The 20461-nt window shown below is 27.6% G+C and carries 11 protein-coding genes; all 11 read right to left on the reverse strand.

Annotated features, from left to right (window positions below; translation table 11 throughout):
• On the reverse strand, window positions 1-2033 hold a 2033-nt coding region (locus CHF27_RS08915), incomplete at its 3' end, for a cell wall-binding repeat-containing protein (protein ID WP_199533651.1).
• Between the two features lie 350 nt (window positions 2034-2383).
• The gene (locus CHF27_RS08920) at window positions 2384-3562 is read right to left on the reverse strand and encodes an acyltransferase family protein (protein WP_095406031.1); all 1179 of its coding nucleotides are present in this window, start codon (window positions 3560-3562) and stop codon (window positions 2384-2386) included.
• Between the two features lie 64 nt (window positions 3563-3626).
• Window positions 3627-5399 carry a cell wall-binding repeat-containing protein gene (locus CHF27_RS08925; RefSeq protein WP_158534740.1) on the reverse strand — a complete coding sequence of 591 codons (1773 nt, stop codon included), beginning with the start codon at window positions 5397-5399 and terminating at the stop codon, window positions 3627-3629.
• A 288-nt stretch (window positions 5400-5687) separates the two neighbouring features.
• Window positions 5688-7865, reverse strand: a complete 2178-nt coding sequence (locus CHF27_RS08930; RefSeq protein ID WP_158534741.1) for a cell wall-binding repeat-containing protein — start codon at window positions 7863-7865, stop codon at window positions 5688-5690.
• Window positions 7866-7948: 83 nt separating this feature from the next.
• The gene (locus CHF27_RS08935) at window positions 7949-10054 is read right to left on the reverse strand and encodes a cell wall-binding repeat-containing protein (RefSeq protein WP_095406028.1); all 2106 of its coding nucleotides are present in this window, start codon (window positions 10052-10054) and stop codon (window positions 7949-7951) included.
• Between the two features lie 92 nt (window positions 10055-10146).
• Window positions 10147-12357: a cell wall-binding repeat-containing protein gene (locus CHF27_RS08940; protein WP_115976081.1), complete on the reverse strand. Its 2211-nt coding sequence runs from the start codon at window positions 12355-12357 to the stop codon at window positions 10147-10149.
• A gap of 604 nt (window positions 12358-12961) precedes the next feature.
• Window positions 12962-15301 (reverse strand): preprotein translocase subunit SecA, encoded by a 2340-nt coding sequence (gene secA, locus CHF27_RS08945; RefSeq protein WP_115976083.1) that lies wholly within the window; start codon window positions 15299-15301, stop codon window positions 12962-12964.
• A gap of 246 nt (window positions 15302-15547) precedes the next feature.
• Entirely contained in the window at window positions 15548-16003 is a 456-nt protein-coding gene (tenpIN, locus tag CHF27_RS08950; protein ID WP_095406835.1) for a type III toxin-antitoxin system TenpIN family toxin, read from the reverse strand.
• A gap of 244 nt (window positions 16004-16247) precedes the next feature.
• Complete coding sequence (locus tag CHF27_RS08955; RefSeq protein WP_095406836.1) at window positions 16248-17636, reverse strand: undecaprenyl-phosphate glucose phosphotransferase; 1389 nt, start codon at window positions 17634-17636, stop codon at window positions 16248-16250.
• Window positions 17637-17718: 82 nt separating this feature from the next.
• On the reverse strand, window positions 17719-18684 hold the full coding sequence (locus CHF27_RS08960; RefSeq protein WP_095406837.1) for a glycosyltransferase family 2 protein: 966 nt from the start codon (window positions 18682-18684) through the stop codon (window positions 17719-17721).
• A 63-nt stretch (window positions 18685-18747) separates the two neighbouring features.
• On the reverse strand, window positions 18748-20433 hold the full coding sequence (locus tag CHF27_RS08965; protein WP_095406838.1) for a hypothetical protein: 1686 nt from the start codon (window positions 20431-20433) through the stop codon (window positions 18748-18750).
• Window positions 20434-20461 lie beyond the last annotated feature (28 nt).

A 20461-nucleotide genomic window follows, 5' to 3' on the forward strand; every position in this document is an offset into this window, starting at 1 on the left:
GTAAATAATCCATTTACTTCTTCTGTTGCTGCTTTTACTTTTTCTGCTTCTGCTTTTTCTTCACCTTGTGCTTTTAATAAATTTCTTGCAGCTCCTATTTCTTTTATTAAATTATTTTTTACTTCTCCATTTTTTAATCCGTTTACTAATACTTCTGCTCCTGCTATTTTTTCTTCATTCACTTCTGATTTTAATGCTTTCTTACTTTCATCTGTAAATAATCCATTTACTTCTTCTGTTGCTGCTTTTACTTTTTCTGCTTCTGCTTGAGCTGTCCATTTCGCATATATTGTTGTATTTGATGTTATTCCCTTACTTGCATCAAATTTTATTGTACAAGCTTTGTCTGTATACCATCCCTCAAATACAGATTCTGTTTTTGTTGGAGCTGTTGGTAATGTTATCTTTTCTCCTGATTTCACAGTATTTTTAGATACTGCACTTCCTCCATCTACATCAAATGTTAATGTATAACTCTTAGTAGAACTACTTGAAGATCCACCGCCTCCACCAGAAGAACTACTTGAGCTTCCACTTGTATTTTTATATGGTTTAGTTCCTGATATAGAAGGTTCTCTATCCCCAGTTACTTTTTCTATCTTACCTTTATTATCTATATCAGTACTAGATGAATCATTATCAATCTTATCTACAGTACCTTTGTTTTTGAAATCAACATTTTTAGCACCTTTAACTATCTCTACATTAATGATTTTTCCATCTTTTCCATTCTCTATTTTACAACCATTAGCGTCTTTAACTGTCATAGCTGATATTGTTCCATTGTTAACAAATGTTCCATTTTTAACATCTTCAATAATAATGTCTTCTACTGTTGCGTTATTAATAACATCACCATTTGGCATATCTATAGTTATTGTCTTTGTGAATTTTCCGTTTAATTTAACTGTTATTGCTGAATTTGTTTCTATAGTAAATTTTTCATCTATTGTTGATGTTGGTTTAAAATCTATAACATCATTAGCTTTTGCATTTGATACTGCATCTTTTAATTCTTTTACTGTTTTAACTTCTTTAGTTGATGCTATTTGATTTTTCTTTAATTCATCAAATGCTGCTTCGTTTCCATTTCCACCAACTTGTGTTATCTTTTCTACACTCTTAGTTTTTAATAAATTTCTTTGAGAATCAGCTAATTTACTTCCAACTATTATAACTGGTGATTCATTTTTAGCTGCTAATACTCCTACTGATAATGCATCTATTAATTGATCTCGATTTTTCATACCATCTTTTGCTACATATACATTTTTTAAACTAGAAGATTTGTAAAATTCCTCTACTACTTTTGCATTAGTATCATTTCTAGTAGCTCCACCTATTCTCTTTGCATTAGGTAAACTATTTTCTATTGATTTTGATACTACTGCTTCCCCGCCTATTACATATGATTTCTTTATTGATTTTGATTTTATGAAGTTATTAGCAACCTTAGTTCCCTCTGTTGGATGTGCTAGTATCACTGGCATGTTATTTTGAGCTGCTGGAGCTCCTACACTTACTGCATCAGCAAGTCCTTTGTCTCCATTTACTACTGCTATTTCAGAAATACGTTTTGTATTGTCTAGTCTTTTTGCTAATTCTAAAGATGTTTCATATCTATCTGAACCAGATACTCTATCTGTAGTTATTCCCTCTGCTTTTATTTGTTTTTCTACATCTTGACTTAATACTGCACTTCCACCTATTAAGTATACTTTTTTAACCCCTAATCTTTTTAATTCTGATTTCGTTCTGCTATCTAATTTATTATTTTGAGTTAAAAGTATTGGTGCATTTTTAGCTTGTGCAAATGGTGTAGCTGATAGTGCATCTGGTATTGAAGATTCATTTACTATTACTGCTTCACTTGCACTTTTCCATCCATCACTACTTATTTTTATTGCAGTTTCCCATCTACCCTGTCCTACTAGATTTGCTGATACTGTATCTGCATTTGATATATTTGCATTATTTGCTCCTATTGCTAAAGTTATTGTTAATAGTGTAAGCACTCTCTTTGGTACGTTCATTATTTATCCCCCATAATTCTATTTAATTTTTCAGTAAAATATTCCCCAAATAGTATTATACACTTTAGTATAGTATTATTGATTAATTTTCATTCGTCATTTTAAGTATGTTTTTTATATATTATTACATTTTATATAGTTTATTAAATTAACTTTGAATTTTTTAACTTTTTTTAATTTTACTAATTTTATTTTTGTATATTTTTATATATTAAGTATTTTTATTTTAATTTACAAACTTAACTTTTTACTCATAAAATCATATTAAATTAAAAATAAAAAATCAGTAAATCACATCATAAAATAAAAATTTTAAATTAGATGTAATTTACTGATTTATTTTTTAACAATTATATTCTTATAAAAATCTTCTTTCTATACATAAACATCATAATAATAATCCATACTAACAAATACCCTAATGAAAAAATTAAAGAATCATAAACTTGCCCCGCCCAAGGTGTTATAAATGTATATGTAACCCAGTTGCAAAATTTTAGTGGTTCTTCAAACATCTTAGAGTTTATACTTACCATCCATAAAGTTCTATCTATAATCTCTAACGCCATATATGTAAAAATAGCACTACTCCCTAATGCTATTAATGGTGTAAATATTTTATACTTTTCCTTTATGTCAGATATGAAATAAAGAATACCTAAAACAACTCCAAAAGCACCACCTGTTAAAAGCACAAAAGAACTTGACCATAATCTTTTATTAAAAGGAAAAACTCTTTCAAATAAAAATGCACCTATTAAACAAACAACACCTATAATTATTATTTCAAATAGCTTTTTATAATCATCTTTTTTATTATTTTTTATAATACATCCCAAAGCACAACCTAAACACCCTGTTGATATTGCTACTATGTTTGTAAGTATACCTTCTGGGTCGAATCTTTCATTATATAAGTGTCCATTTAAAATCATAGTGTCTACTTTTTGTGCTAGATTTCCTTCTTCAAAAAATCCATATGGTTTTGCTATAAAATAGTACGATACTACTATAGCTAGCACTATTATCAATAAACTTACTATAATATATCTATAATTTTTTATATAATCATCTTCCTTAAAGTTTTTTTCTTCAAGTTTTTTTCTAAACGTCAAACTTCTTATAGTTATATATATAATACTAGTTACAAAATATACAAATCCTAATCTCTGCAAAACACCTGGTATTCTTATAGTTTTTAAATCATTATTTGATATATAATTCAATAAAATTCCAAAGATTATTAATATCAAACTTCGTTTAATAATATCACCTATTATAAATCCTGTTGATTTTTCTTTTGAAAATTTATTTTCTATAGCAATCGGAATAGAAACTGACATCGCCAATATAAAAAATGGAAATACAAAGTCTACTAGTGTAACTCCATTCCATAAGGAATGTCTTAATTGAGGATAATTTCTAGCCCATGATCCAGGATTATTTCCTATTATCATAAGTGCTACTGATAGCCCTCTTATTATATCTATTGATTTTATTCTTTTGCTTACACTTATTTTATCATTCATATTTGTTATTAAAATCCCCCTAATTTTATTACTTAAATTCTCTTAATCCACTGTTTACACTAATTTATTTTACTACTTCTTCATATTTTATGCCACTTTGTGTATAATCATTATATCTAAATTTCTTAATTGAAATTCTATGTGTAGAACCATTTGCCATTTTATCTACAGTTAAAGTATATGACTTTCTATCTATAGAAGACACTTTAGATGAATCTATTTCTTTACCATCCCATGTAAAGCTCAGTCCTAGCATAATTGTATTAAACTTAACTTTAACAGTCGTTGCATCTTTTACCTCAATTGAAGTTACATACATATCTTTTAAATCTAAATTAAGAGGTTTATTCCCTTCAATTTCTGCATCTTCTCTTCCTACAAGATTTTCTATACAACCTAAATTGTTAATTTCTGTATTTACAACATTATTTTCAATCGTATTTATAGTTCCTCTATTTTCTATAGATACATTTTTAGAATTTTTATCTACTATTAAAGTTTCTATTTTACCATCTCTTGTATTTACTATTTTACATTCATTTTTATCATAAATTTTTAGCATATCTATTATTCCAGAGTTAGTACAGTTTCCTTTTTTAATAGAGTTTATACGTAATTCATCTATTTCTGCTTTGTTTGTAAATAAACCATTTGGCATATCTATAGTTATAGTTGAATTATATGTACCCGTTTCTAGGCTTACGTTTATAGCATATTTACTTTTTATAGTAAAGTTTTCTCTTATAGTTTTAGTTGGTCTAAATTCTATTTCATCATTAGATGTTGCTTTATCTAATGCATTTTTAAATTCACTTACTGTTGATACTTTGAATGTGGTTTTTTCTTGCATTTTTAATAATTGATTAAAAGCATCTTCGTTTCCATTTCCTCCAACTTGAACTACACTCTCAAAACTCTTTGAATATCCTATATCCTTTTGAGTATCTGATAATTTATCAGATACAAGTATAATAGGTGATTCATTTTTAGCTGCTAATACCCCTACTGATAATGCATCTATAAGTTGATTTGGATTTTTCATTCCATCTTTAGTTACATAAGCTGCTTTTAAATCTGTATCTTGATAAAATTTTTCAATTACCCTAGCATTAGTTTCATTTCTATTTGTTCCACCTATTCTAGTAGTGTGCGGTAATTTATTTTCTATACTTTTAGATATTGCTGATTCTCCACCTATTATATAAGTATTTTTTATGTATTTTGATTTTATAAATGAATCAGATACTTCTGTTCCTTTAGTAGGATGAGCTAAAATTATTGGCATATTATTTTGAGCTGCTACTGCTCCTATACTTACAGCATCTGCAAGTCCCTTTTCTCCATTAACAACTACTATTTCATCTATACTTTCTATATAGTCTACTCTCTTAGCTAATTGTAACGAAGTATCATATCTATCATTACCAGCAATTCTTTCTACACTCATACCTTCTTTTTTAAGCATTTCTTCTACATTTTTACTTAAAACAGAAGTTCCACCTATTAAGTATATTCTTTTTACTCCTAAAGATTTTAATCTGTATTTAGTTTTACTACTTAACTCATCCTTAGATGTTAAAAGTATTGGTGCATCCTTTGATTTTGCAAATGAAGTTGCTGATAAAGCATCTACTATTGATGAATCATTCACTATAACAGCTTCATTTGAACTTATCCACCCATTTTTACTTATTTTAGTAGCAGTTTCTAATCTATCTTCTCCTACTAAGTTCACTGATGTTGTTTCTTTTGTATTAGCATTAACTATATCTATAGGTGTCATTCCTAATGCTAAAGTTATCACTAAAAGTGTTGCTATTTTATTTGGTATATTCATGTCACTTCTCCCATGCATTTATGTAAAATTAAAAATCGTTTCAGTACGAAAAAGTTAGTTTAATAACTTTTTTATGTTACTATATATTATACATTTCGACTTTATGCTATATCAATGAATTTAATAAGTCATTTTTCTACATCATTCGACATTTTTATTCAGAAGTCAAACTCTTACAAGATGCTTTTTAACTGTTATTTCAAAAAATAAAAGGATGATTCAATATTAATAGAACCACCCTTTTAAATAAGATATAAAATTTTTTTAATTTTTTTATTTTTCACTTTCTTATAAATCTTTTATTTTACTCAATGCATTTTCAAGCTTTGTTTTATTCTCCTTACTTATAAATGTTTTTTGGCTATCTGTCAAATCTTTGTAAGCATCATTAGCTTCTTCTACATGTTTTTTATCTGCTGTTTTTAAATCTGAAACTTTAGGTAATGCTTCTATCATTTTATTTACTTTATCTGCTTTTTCTTTGTCATTTTTTAACTCTTTTATTTTAGCTACTGAATCATTTAGTTTCTTTGTATTTTCTGAACTTACCTTACCTTTATCGTTACCTAAATCATTATAAGCCTTTTCAGCTTCATTAACCTTTGATTCATCATTTAAAGTTAAGTCTTTTACATCTGGCAATGCTTTTATTTTATCTTCCACGTTCTTAACTGATGATTTCTTCTCATTTACTACTTCTATTTCTAATGTATCATATTTTCTAGAATTACTCTTTGATACAGCTTTAATAACTACTGTTCCTGTTTTCTCAGCAGTTAAAACACCATCTGATGTTATCTCTGCTTTTGTTTTTGATTCACCACTCTTAATAGACCATTTAACCTTCTTAGAGTAACTGCCTTTACCTCTTACCCTAACATCATACTCTTCGTCTTCATTAACTTGAATTTCATCTGGACCTTTTATTTCTACACTAGTTACTCTATCGTCATCATCATCGTCGTCATCGTCATCATCGTCATCATCATCTAAATCCCTTTTTCCTGTTTTACGATTTATATCTCCAGAATCATCTAACTTAGTTCCACTTGCATCATTTCTAAGTGTATCTATATCCCCTTTGTTTTCTATCTTAACATCATCTGCATCACTTTCTACTTCTAATGTATCTATATCTCCATTTCTTCCATTTAATATATCTACATTTTCAGATTTTTCTATTATAAGGGTTTCTATTTCTCCATCATTAGTAAATTTACCTTGTTTAAGATTTTCTATAACTAACTTTTCTATTTCTCCATCATTAGTTACATCACCATTTGGCATATTTATAGTTATTCTCTCTGTAAACTTACCATCTAAATTAACTGTTATTGCTTTATCAGTTCTTATAGCAAAATTTTCATCAATATCATCATCATCTGCATCAAAATCAATAACATCATTTGCTGTTACCTTTTTTAAAGCATCCTCTAATTCATCTACATCTTCTACTTTATACGTGTTCTTTGTTTGGTCTTTTTTCAAATCATTGAAAGCAGCTTCATTACCACCGCCTCCAACTTGAATTATTTTATCAAAGTTTTTTGTATTTAATAAATTTCTTTGTTGTGAATTTAAGCTACTTCCTGCTAACACAACAGGTGAATTATTTTTAGCTGCCAACACTCCTACTGATAATGCATCTATAAGTTGATTATCTCCTTTACTTCCATCTTTAGTTACATATGCATTTTTTAAATCTGCATTTGAATAAAATTGTTCTATTACTTTAGCATTAGTTTCATTTCTAGTATTTCCAGCAAGTCTTACTCTATTAGGTAACTTATTTTCTACTTCTTTAGATACTACAGACTCTCCACCTATTACATACGATGTTTTTAACGACTTAGATTTTATAAAACTATCTGCTACTTGAGTTCCTTTTGTTGGGCTGGATAAAATTATAGGTATGTTATTTTGTGCTGCTGGAGCTCCAACACTTACTGCATCTGCAAGTCCCTTCTCTCCATTTACTACTGCTATTTCATTAATACTCTTAATAGCATCTAATTTTTTTACTAATTGTAATGATGTTTCATATCTATCAATACCTGATATTCTCTCTATACTTATTCCCTCTGCTCTTAATTGATTTTCTACATTATCATTTAATGCAGATTTTCCACCTATTAAATATACATTTTTAACACCTAATCTTTTTAACTCTGCTTTCGTTCTAGAATCTAGACTTGTTTTAGATGTCAAAAGTATAGGTGCATTTTTAGCTTTTGCAAATGGCGTTGCTGACAAGGCATCTGCTATTGATGAATCATTTACTATTACTGCATCCGTTGCACTACTCCATCCATTTGAACTAACTTTTATTGCCGTTTCCCATCTACCTGTCCCTACTAAACCTTCACTTGTTGTATTTTTGCTTTGTGCACTTGATATGTCTAATGATACTGAGCCTATCGTTAGTGTTAGCGATAATAACACTGCTACTCGTTTTGGAATTTTCATTTTCATACCCCCATATTCTAAAATAACATGTAGCTACACTTTTACTGTTACTAGTATACGTTTAAGAAATTCTTAGTATGATACTAATTTTTATCTTTTTTCAATTCTCCTTTTATTAAAGTCCAATGATATCCTTTTGGACTATTTGAATCTATTTTAGATCCTATGAGCTTATCCATAAATACATTTTTGTATCCATCTCCAATTAATGTAGAATTACTATCAAACACAATTTTTCCATTTCCCTTAAGTGTTATTTTATAAACTTTAAAATCAACTCTGTTTTTAAATGTAAGAGTATTTCCATTTAAATTTATTGTCTTATTTTTTCCAAGTGTTATATTTGCTAAATCTGTATTTTCTGTCATTGTATACGTACTAGTAATTAAAGAATTTGTACTTTCTAAATACCCTCTTAAATCTTCAGATTTTGAATAAGTTATATTTTTTGATTTATAATCTTCATATCCATATTTTATAATAGTCATTGTATGAGATGAACTTCCAATTGATGGAGTTGTTAAAGTGTATGTCTTTTTATCTATAGATGAATATACTTTTGATTTATCTAAGATTTTTCCATCCCACTTAAAATCTAAACCTATAATTGGTTTAGTAAATACAACTTTCACAGTTGTATCACCTTTAATCATAATTTCTGATACTGGCATTGTTTTTAAATTTTCACTTAAAGGTTTATTTCCAGTTATCTCTGGAGTTTCACTACCTTCTAGATTTTCTATATAACCTAAGTTTTTAACTTCTACATCCTCAGCATTAACTTCAAGTGTAGTAATTTTTCCTCTATTTTCAATAATTGATTCTTTAGACTTTTTATCAATTACTAAGGTTTCTATTTCTCCACTTCTAGTATTAACAAACTTGTACTCATTTTTACTGTTTATTGTCATAGTTTCTATTTTACCTGAGTTTGTAATTGTTCCTTTTCTAAGTTCATCTATGTTAATATCTTCTACTTCACCTTTATTAGTAAATGAACCATTTGGCATGTCTATATCTATTTTTGAATCATATATTCCATCTTCTAAAATAACATTTACAGCATAGTCACTTTTTATAGAGAAATCTTCATCTATATCATCATCAGGTCTAAACTCAATTATGTCATTTGCTTTAGCTTCTTTTAAAGTCTTTTTTAATTCTTTAACTGTCTTAACTTTAAAAGTAGTTTTTTCCTGAGTCTTTAATAATTGTTCAAATGCTTCTTCATTGCCATTACCACCAACTTGAGTTACAGTAGTAAAACTTTTAATATTTCCTATATGACTTTGACTTTCTACTAATTTATCTGAAACTAGCATAACTGGTGATTCATTTTTAGCACCTAATACTCCTACTGAAAGTGCATCTATAAGCTGATTATCACCTTGACTTCCATCTTTAGCCACATATACACTCTTTAAATTAGTGTCTTCATAAAACTCATCTATAACCTTAGCATTAGTTTCATTTCTATTTTCTCCACCTAGTCTTATAGTGTTTGGTAATTTATTTTCAATATCATTAGATATAACTGACTCCCCGCCTATAATATAGGTATTATCTATTTCTTTGCTATTTATAAAACTATAAGCTACTTGAGTTTGATTACTTGGACTAGCTAATATTATAGGCATATTATTTTGAGCTGCAACACACCCAATGCTAACAGCATCTGCAAGTCCCTTTTCTCCGTTTACTACTGCTATTTCTGAAATTGATTCGATATCATCTAGCTTTTGAGCTAATTTTATAGATGTATCATATCTATCAACTCCTGATATTCTCTCTACACTTATGCCTTCTTTTTTAAGTTGATTTTCTATATCTAAAGATAATACAGAAGTTCCTCCAATTAAATACACCTTTTTTACTGCTAAAGATTTTAATCTATATTTAGTTTTATTATTTAATTCATTTTTTGATGTTAGTAGTATTGGAGCATCCTTAGCTTTTGCAAATGGTGTTGCTGATAAAGCATCTACTACAGATGAGTCATTTACTATTATAGCTTCACTAGAACTTGTCCAACCATCTTTACTTACCTTAGCTGCCGTATCAAATCTATCTTCTCCAACTAATTTTCTACTATCAACTTCATTTTTGTCTGCATATGATATTTCTGATGTAGATGGAGCTAAAATCATTCCTATTGTTAATAATAAAATTATTGTCTTTGGTATTTTCATAATACATCCCTCGTGTGTTTTTATTTTGAGTGTTAATCTAAAAAGAGACTCCTTTTTAGAGGAGCCTCTTTTTATTTTTATTTAAATCAATACTATTTATTTAAGCCTATTTTATCAGCTAATATTTCTATTACAGCAGATTTAACTCCTGCTCCTATTTGGAATAATTTAGCTTTTTTGTGTACAGCTTCTGATTTTTCATCTATATCTTTAGCTAATGTATTTTCTACTGCTTGTTCCATTCTTCCTTCTACTCTAGATTTATCACTAGCTAATACTAAGAATGCATTTGGAGATTCTTTTTGTAATGCTAGGAATGGTCCAGCAGCTAAAGCATCTACTAATTCTTCATTGTTTTTACCATTGTAACTATCTTTAGCAACAGCAAAAGTTGTAGATTTTTGGCTATAGTATTCACCTAATACACTTCTGTTAGTTTCAAATCTATCTTTACCACTAACTCTGTTAATTTCTTCATCCTTAGCAGCTTTTTCTAATTTCTTTTCAGCTTCTTTACTTACGGCACTAGTACCACCTATTATTTCAACTTCCATTTCATCATCTATGAAATCTAACATATTATCTGGTATATCTTTAACTCCTGATACTAATATAGGAGCTACTTGTTTAGTATCATTTAAATCTTTATTTGAAGCTACTGGAGATACAGACATAGCATCTGCTTCACCATTTGCACCAACTACAAATACTTTTGATACATCATCAAAATCTTTATCTATTTTCTTAGCAACCTTAATAGAAGTTTCCTGTCTATCAGATCCTCCTAATCTTTCAACTTTAACACCTATTTTATTTAAGTCTTTTTCTACATCTTTAGATATAACTGACTCTCCACCAACTATATAAACAGTCATGTCTTTTAATCTACCATCTGTAGTATCACTGAAATCTCTTATATAGTCTGCAGTAGCATCTGTAAGATTACCTTTTTCAGTTAATAATATTGGAGCTTCTTTAGCTGCAGCTAGTGGTCCAGCAGTTAAACCATCTACCATAGAAGTTGAGCTAACTAATACTATACTTTCTCCATTGTATATCTTTTGGTCTACACCTTCTTTAGCTATTTTTATAGCTGTTTCGAATCTGCTTTCTCCACCAAGAAGCTTAACTTTGTGATCTCCTCTAGCTTTTAATATTTCTGTCAAATCTCTTAATTGACCTTTATCAGATCCTTTTATAACTAATGTTTTGTATAAGTTATAATTATCTTCTTTATTAGAGTCTTTAGTTTTACGTCTTTGTATTTCTAATGTTATTTCTTTATCACCTTCATCAAGGCTTACAGAATTTTTATCAGCTACATAAACATATCCATCATCTTCTATACCGTCATGTATTTCATCACCGATTTTATCAACTAATAAATCAGTTAATTTACTTCCTTCTAAATTTAACATTAAACCATCATATATTTTATCCATATCTACTCTTATTTCATCAGAACTGTTTATAGTAACTTCATCAGAATAAGATTCTGCTATTTTTCTTTCTCCACATTTTTCAAATCCATCATTTTTATTATTTAACTTAGTAAAGTCTAATCTATTAGAACCTTCTCTAACTGTAACAGTAAAGTCTTTTGGTTTTTCAGCTGGTTTTTCAGTATCTTTTCCATCAGTTGGTTTTTCAGTATCTTTTCCATCAGTTGGTTTTTCAGTATCTTTTCCATCTGTAGTTACTGTATCAGTAGTAGCTTCTTTAACCTTTGGTGGTTCTGGTGTTTTTTCTTCATTAAATGTAACTGTAACTTTATCTCCAGAAACTTTTAATGTATATTTTTCACCATATCCCGGAGCTTTTTGTGCTAATTCTACATCATCAGCAACTTCTTGTTCGTACTCAGAACTATATTGAGTGTCTGTTGAGAATATATCTCCATTTTTAGTTATATGTCCATTATCTTTAACTCTAACTACTACTTTGTCACCTTTTTTCAATTTATTTACTAATTTTTCTAAAGCAGCTTCGTTATCTATCTTAGTAAATTCTTTGTAATCATTATCTTTACTTGAATCGGAATATTTAACTTTAACTTCTAATTCAAATACAGATTCTTCTTGTAAGTCTGTTGTTAAATCATCTTCATCATATTCTGGTTCTAAAATATCTTTTAAATCATCATAAAAATCATCTATCTCTTTATCCTCAGATGAGATAGTTTTTTCCTTAATTTTATCAAACTTACTTTGTGCATCATTTATTGTTGCTGCGAATGTTGGTACTACTGCAGTCGCTACCATAGCCCCTGCCATAGCAACTGATAATTTTCTTCTTCTACTCATTTTATATCTTCCTCCCAATAGTATAATATAAAACTTTCATCTCTTTTTTTATGTACTAATAAATATATTGGTACCATTTTAAATTTCGTATTTCTCACACAGTTAATGTTAGTTTATTTATACAGCATTTTCAACAGTTTCGACCTGTTTTTCGTTCTTCTTTTTCCAACAAAGTAAAATTTTTTATAGCCTTTTTTGTTAGTTTTCTTACTTTTTCTCCTTTTTTTTCATATTTCTTGTAAAGTTCAATAATCAGATTTTACTCATTCGACTTTTATTTTTATTTTTTTCATTTATCAAAAACTGTATTTTTATTTTTTTATATGTAAATAAATTATATTTTTTTTATTTTCCCCTATAATGTATCGACTTTTAACTCATTCTATTGTATAATTTTATTAAAGGAAAAGAATTTTTAAAACATCTCTTTTCCGTATTTCTCACATTAAAGGACCCTGGATATATATCCAGGGTCTTTTATTTTTTGCAAAAACATCAAACACCACCTAAAAAAGAGGAACGTGTGAATCACAGTGCCGTAACCATTTGCGAGATGCCCTTTATCTCGCATGGGTACAAACGTGATTCCACTTTCCTCTTTTCACTAAAATTTATAAAGATATTTAATTGTTTCAACTCTTATATTTTTATTAAATTCCTCAAACATGTCATATGCTTCTACAGCATATTCCTTAACAGGATCTTTTTGTCCTAATGCTCTAAGACCTATACCTTGTCTTAGCTGATCCATTGCATCAATATGGTCTATCCAATAAGTATCAACAACTTCTAAAAGAACTCTTTTTTCTAATTCCTTAAGCTTATCAATACCTACTACCATTTTTTTCATATCATAAACCCTTGTAGATATGTCATAAGTATATTCAACTAATTCATCTACACTCATCTTATCTATTCCTGGTATTAATAAAGTATCTACTGGCATAAATGAACTATATAAACTTTTTAAGTATCCTATATAATCTCTGTTTTTCTTGATATACTTTTGAGCTGCTGAACTTATAACATTTTTAACTATTTTTTGTATCTCTTCAGAAACATCTTTATTGTCTAAAACTTTATTTCTTTCATTATATACAACTTTTCTTTGTTCATTTATTACATCATCGTACTGAAGTACATTTTTTCTTATTTCAAAGTTTTTACCTTCGATTCCTTTTTGAGCTCTTTCTATAGCTTTTGATAAATTTTTATTTTCAATAGCTTCATCATCTTTAGAGCTTACTCTTTTCATAATTTTTTCTATACTGTGTCCACCATATAGCTTTATAACTTCGTCTTCTAAACTTACAAAGAATCTAGATGTTCCAGGGTCACCTTGACGACCTGAACGACCTCTTAACTGATTGTCTATTCTTCTAGTTTCATGTTTTTCAGTTCCTATTACGTATAAACCACCTAAATCTTTTATCTTTGCTTCTTCTTCTTTATCTCCATCACCTAAAGATATATCAGTACCACGACCTGCCATATTAGTTGCTATTGTTAATGATCCTAACTTACCAGCTTTTTTAACTATCTCAGCTTCTTTTTCATGGTTTTTCGCATTTAATACTTCATGCTTTATATTTTCTTTTTTAAGCATAGAAGATAATAGCTCTGACTTTTCTATAGAAACAGTACCTACTAATATAGGTTGCTTTGTTTCATGTATTTTCTTAATTTCCTCAACTACTGCTTTGTATTTAGCATCTTCAGTCTTAAATACCTTATCTTGTAAATCAACTCTTAATATAGGCTTATTTGTAGGTATTTGAACCACGTTCATACTATAAGTAGATTCAAATTCACCTTCTTCAGTTTTTGCTGTACCTGTCATTCCTGATAATTTAGCATACATTCTAAAGAAGTTTTGGAAAGTAACTGTTGCTAAAGTTTTTGATTCTCTTTGAATCTCTACTCTTTCTTTAGCTTCAATTGCTTGATGAAGACCATCTGAGTATCTTCTTCCATCCATTATTCTTCCTGTAAATTCATCTACTATCATTATTTCATTTTCTTTTACCACATAATCTACGTCTTTTTCCATTAATATATTAGCTCTTAAAGCTTGATTTATATGGTGATATATTTCTATATTGTCTATGCTAGTTATATTATCTATACTAAAGAAACTTTCAGCCTTTTTTAATCCTTCTTCTGTAAGAGTTACTGTATTTTCTTTTTCATCTTTTTCATAATCTTCTTCTTTTAATGTTTCTATAAATGTATTAGCTATTTGATATAAGTTAGTACTCTCATCTCCTGTACCTGATATTATAAGAGGTGTTCTAGCTTCATCTATAAGTATAGAGTCAACCTCATCAACTATAGCAAAGTTTAATTCTCTTTGAACCTTGTCCATATTTCTTGTTACCATATTATCTCTTAAATAATCAAATCCATATTCATTGTTAGTTCCGTATGCTATATCACATTTATACTGTTCTTTTCTTTCAATAGGATTTTGTCCGTTTACTATAACACCAACAGACATACCTAAGAATTCATAAACAGGTTGCATTATTTCTTTATCACGTTTTGCTAGGTAGTCATTAACTGTTATTACATGAACACCTTTACCTGATAGGGCATTTAAGTAAACTGGTGCTACGGCAACTAAAGTCTTACCTTCACCAGTCTTCATCTCTGCAATCTTACCTTGATGAAGTACTATACCACCGATTAATTGAACTCTATATTGACGCATACCAAGAATTCTTCTTGATGCTTCTCTTGCAACTGCAAATGCTTCTGCTAGTATGTCATCTAAAGTTTCACCTTTATTTAGTCTTTCTTTAAACTCATTTGTCTTATTTCTTAATTCTTCGTCACTTAATATTTGTATACTTTCTTCTAATCTATCTATATCATCTACTATTCTATTTAATATCTTGATTTCTGCATCATCAGCTTTGCTCATTATTTTATCTAATACTGACATTATTAAGTCCTCCTTAATGTACTTTACTGATTATATTATACCTTAAATACAAGAAAAAATCTTTATTCAAAATCATATTTCCTAGACATTTCAATTTACTTATTGTATAATTATCATACTTAAAAAATAAACATCTCTTTATTATTTAAGTATTTCTCACATAAAAGAGGGACTGAATTTTCAGTCCCTCTTTTAATATTCAAATTATATTTTATAAATACTTTCACATGTTTGTACGTATCATATCTATAACCCAATATCTGAATGAAAATACTGTAGCGATGAAAATTGACAGAAATCTTTATTTCTTTTAACATCTTGTTTTTTAGCAGCTTTCTTATATTCTTTAAGATACTTTTTAAATTCATTTTTTATTATATAATCTTTTGATTTAAATATTTTAAATTCATTAGCTCTAATAGTTGGTTGCTCCGATATATTTATATAGATCGGCTTTTTTATAACAATTGATTTAGAATAGTCTATTCCACATTTATTTTTTTCATCTGTAAAAAATGCATTTTTATGAGGAATGTTTGATCTAAATGGAATTGCAAAATCTATATCATCAATCGTTACCTTAAACATAATATAGGGTCTATCATGTTTTATTAAAATTTCAGAATAATTTCTTTTTGGGTAATCACTATAAAACTCACTTGATAGAAAAATAAGTTTTATTTCTTTTGTTGATTTTGACATATATTTTCCCCCATAATAAAATTAGCCCCTTGAATAAGGGGCATCATTGTCATCTATTGAGCTTTTTTTATTTTACCCTACTCGTGCTCTACGAGTAGAATCATCCATTGAGCTTTTTTTATTTTACCCTACTCGTGCTCTACGAGTAGAATCATCTCATTAATAGTATATTATTAATATAATAAAAATGCAACTAAAATATACAAATGTTTTTTGCTATGTGTATAAAAATATGTAAAATACTTTAATAAGCATTTTTATTAACAAATCCTTTAAATACCGTTAAAAATATTATTTTTATATCAAATAAAAACGTCCAATTTTCTATATATTCTAAATCACATTCAATACGTTTTTCAATTGATGTATCGCCTCTATAACCGTTTATCTGCGCCCACCCCGTTATACCTGGTCTAACTTGGTGCTTAATCATATATCTAGGAATCTCATCCTTAAATTTATCTACGAAGAATGGTCTTTCTGGTCTAGGACCTACAATAGACATATCCCCTTTTAATACATTAAAGAACTGAGGAAGTTCATCTATGCTTGTTTTTCTCATAAATGCACCCCATTTGGTTTTTCTAGGGTCATTTTGAGTAGTCCACTGAATCTTTTCTTCTTGCTCTGTTTGTATTTTCATAGATCTAAATTTATACATATAAAAATTCTTTCTACCATATCCTACTCTTTCTTGTTTATATATGATATGACCTGGTGAAGTTAGCTTTATCATTATTACTGATAAAATCATTATTGGTGAAGTTATTATTATTGCAAATAATGAAAATACTATATCTAATAGTCTTTTCGATATATTACTTACAAAGTTTTCTAAAGGTACATGTCTAGTATCTATAATTGGTAGTCCATTTAAATCATCCATATATGGTTTAGCTGGAACATATTTGTAATAGTAAGGAACTATGTTTGTTTTAACCCCAGCTTTTTCACATTTGTTGATTATATTTCCTATGTCTTTAAGATCAGCTTCATTTATAGTTATAAATACTATATCTATATGTTTTTTTGATAGTATTTCGTCTATGTTTTTAAACTTACCTATGACATGAAATCCACAAAAATCTTCTTTTCTTTTTTCATCTATAAATCCTACTATGTTATAACCCCATTGAGGATTGTTTTTGATTTTCGATATTAAATCTAAAGATGTATCATTTATTCCTATTATTATACAATGCTTTTGATTAAATCCTTCTCTTCTATATTTTCTTAGAGTGTATCTTAATATTATTCTACTGGATATTATACCTATAGTATTTAGTATTATGAAGAATACTAAGACCCATCTGGAGAAGTTTATAAATTTAAATAGAAATAGTCCTAGTATTAATACAAGTGCTCCTAATGCGTTTGCTTTTATTATTTGTTCTATTTCTTTATGTATTGTTTTTGTCCTTTTTGGTGTATATAAATCGAATATGTTGTATAAGATAAAATATACTGGGATTGATAGTATTACTGGAATAAATGATTGTTTTAGACCCATTGATACTGATCCGTCTAGTATGAAAAATCTTATATAATAGGCAATTAAGAATGCTATTGCTACTATTAGCATATCGATTATTATTTGAAGTTTGTTTAGAAACTTTTGATTTTCTTTTATCATTGTTGCACCTTTTCTATTATAAAGTCTTTATATATACTTTTATATAATTATGATACAAACATAAAATAAGTATAATTTATTATTATAAATTCACTACTTTATCTTTTATTTTTACTTCTTCACTCCCACAGTATTCTTCAACGAAATATAGTGGTCTTTGCTTGACTTCAATAAATATTCGTCCTAAATATTCTCCAATTATCCCTAAGAATATCAATTGTATTCCGCCTAAAAATAACATAATACATATAATACTAGCATATCCTGGAGTCTCAACTCCACATATAATCGTTTTTCCAAATACTATAGACATATATATGAAAGATATAAAAGATAACATTATTCCTGTAAAACTAGCTAGTCTAAGTGGTACTATTGTAAATGACAATATTCCTTCAATAGCCAAATCAATTAGTTTAAAATAGTTCCATTTTGTTGTTCCTGCTATTCTAGGATCCCTATCAAAATATACTGCTTTCTTTTTGAATCCTATTAAACTAAACATCCCTTTTGTATATCTTTGCTTTTCAGGGAATGATCTCAATGCATCTACCGCTCTTCTACTTAATAATCTAAAATCTCCTGTATCCTTTTGAATTTCTACACTTGCTATACATTGTAATATCTTATAAAATACTTTTGATGTGAATTTTTTTAAAAAAGTTTCTCCATTTCTACTTTTTCTCTTAGCATACACGTCATCATATCCACACTCATAATGTTTTAACATTTCAAGAACTAATTCTGGTGGATCTTGTAAGTCTGCATCCATAATTACAACAGCATCTCCTGTTACAAAATCAAAGGCAGCTCCCATAGCAATTTCTTTTCCAAAATTTCTAGATAAATTTATATAACATACTCTTTTATCTTTTTCTCTAAATTTCTTTACTATCTCTAATGAATTGTCTGTACTACCATCATTAACAAACAATATTTCTAATTCATAGTTTTCAAGTTTTTTACTTAATGATAACAATCTTTCATATAAATAACTTAAAGATTCTTCTTCATTATACATCGGTATTATTATAGATAGTTTTTGCATATATTACTCCTATTTGTTTTATTCCTTTTGCTAAGTTATTTGTTAACTACCAAATCTATCGCCCTACTTAAAATTGTATATATATAATTTTCCATCCTTTATATATTGTTTAAATTCCATTGATTTATAATTATCATCATTTATTTTTACAGGATAAAATCCAATTAATATTTTAGGTGATAGTACTGTAATATCATTATCTTTTGATAATACAAAAAATTCATCATCTTGGTAATAAATATTAAACTTCTTTTCTGATTTTACTTCATTTAAAATTTGTATATCTAATTTCTTTAACTTTGCAAAATTAGACCAATATCCATCATGAATTCCCATCGCATTTACCGTTTTATATAAATCCTTAGCTGTTATTTCTTGGTTGTTTAAACTACTTATTATATTTGTATCAAACATATTTTCTATATTAATTAGTCTATTATAATTTCTATTTTGTTCTTTAGAAATTATATCGTTCATTCCCTGAATAGGTATCATATAAAAAACAATTGCTAAAGAGGCTAAAACTACAATTATTTTTCCACCTAATTTTTCTACTATTTTGAATAAAATGTAACTTATTACAAATATAGCTGAAAAATAGCTAAAATAACTTGTTGGTAATGCCATAACTTGTTCTGCATTTACAACTCCTTGATATGATTTAGCTAATGCTATTGGAATATGTGGCATTATAATGAATATGCATCCTAATAAAGCTAGTATTAACGAAGTTAATGCTGAATTATCTTTACTATTTTCTTTTATACCTTTATCAATATTTTTAAAAATATACTTTAATGTTATAAACAATGTCGGTATTAGTATAATAATTCTTAAATTGAATATTTCAAAAATATTTTTCCCACTAATAAATATACTAATTAAATATTGATATTTTTTATTAAATAAAAAATATCCTGGCAAACTTGATTTAAATAATTGTAAAATTATATCAAATGAATTTTTAAATGATACAAAAGTTAATTTATTTCCATCATAGTTTGATACGAATATCTTTCCCATAACAATATATAAGCCTAAGTAAATAACAGATACTAATACTGGAGCAGATAATTTTTTTGCTATCTCTTTTATATTTCTATGTTGTTTAGGTGTATATATAATACATAAAATAAGGTATATTGGTGTGAACGTTATAAATGTTTCATAACTTATAAGCCCAATATATAATAATATCATAGATACGATTAATGTTTTTTTCTTATTTTCTTTCATATAATCAATAAATAATATAAATGATATTAATAATAAATTAAATGCTATACTATATTGAGTTAAATACGCATTTGGTGGTGTTAATTCAAAACTTATTGGTAAAAATATCAATGCCATAATAAAGGTAAATATAGCAAACCATTTATTTTTGAATAACTTATTTATAAAATAACTAAACATTGCAATATTAGAAATAATAACTATTATACTTACAAATTTAAATACAAATAAATTTTGACTAACAAACCCTAAGTATGTAGCAATTGAAAACGGCATTGCACTTAACGCCCTACCTTTATCAAGGATTTGTTCACTCATAAAATGTTTTATAAATTCAATAAATCCTTGATAACTCCAAAATCTGTATTGAAGTTCATCATTGCAAATTATCCCTGTAACTAGCATCGGTACTATTATACAGGAAATAATTATAAACATTGATAATTTAAATGTCTTTTCTTTCTTTAAATAATTACACAGTCGCGTCCATTGTAAATATATTTTTTGACTCATATTCTGCTCCCCTTGTAAGATATTTTTC

Origin of the sequence: Romboutsia maritimum, assembly GCF_002251085.2 — a bacterium.
Taxonomy (GTDB): Bacteria; Bacillota; Clostridia; order Peptostreptococcales; family Peptostreptococcaceae; genus Romboutsia_B; species Romboutsia_B maritimum.

Bases quoted from the DNA above. Each gene is read 5' to 3' on its own strand.
- CHF27_RS08920 (WP_095406031.1), bottom strand. From the start codon at position 3,562: ATGAATGATAAAATAAGTGTAAGCAAAAGAATAAAATCAATAGATATA.
- CHF27_RS08925 (WP_158534740.1), bottom strand. From the start codon at position 5,399: ATGAATATACCAAATAAAATAGCAACACTTTTAGTGATAACTTTAGCA.
- CHF27_RS08955 (WP_095406836.1), bottom strand. From the start codon at position 17,636: ATGATAAAAGAAAATCAAAAGTTTCTAAACAAACTTCAAATAATAATC.
- CHF27_RS08960 (WP_095406837.1), bottom strand. From the start codon at position 18,684: ATGCAAAAACTATCTATAATAATACCGATGTATAATGAAGAAGAATCT.
- CHF27_RS08930 (WP_158534741.1), bottom strand. From the start codon at position 7,865: ATGAAAATTCCAAAACGAGTAGCAGTGTTATTATCGCTAACACTAACG.
- CHF27_RS08965 (WP_095406838.1), bottom strand. From the start codon at position 20,433: ATGAGTCAAAAAATATATTTACAATGGACGCGACTGTGTAATTATTTA.
- CHF27_RS08935 (WP_095406028.1), bottom strand. From the start codon at position 10,054: ATGAAAATACCAAAGACAATAATTTTATTATTAACAATAGGAATGATT.
- CHF27_RS08940 (WP_115976081.1), bottom strand. From the start codon at position 12,357: ATGAGTAGAAGAAGAAAATTATCAGTTGCTATGGCAGGGGCTATGGTA.
- tenpIN (WP_095406835.1), bottom strand. From the start codon at position 16,003: ATGTCAAAATCAACAAAAGAAATAAAACTTATTTTTCTATCAAGTGAG.
- secA (WP_115976083.1), bottom strand. From the start codon at position 15,301: ATGTCAGTATTAGATAAAATAATGAGCAAAGCTGATGATGCAGAAATC.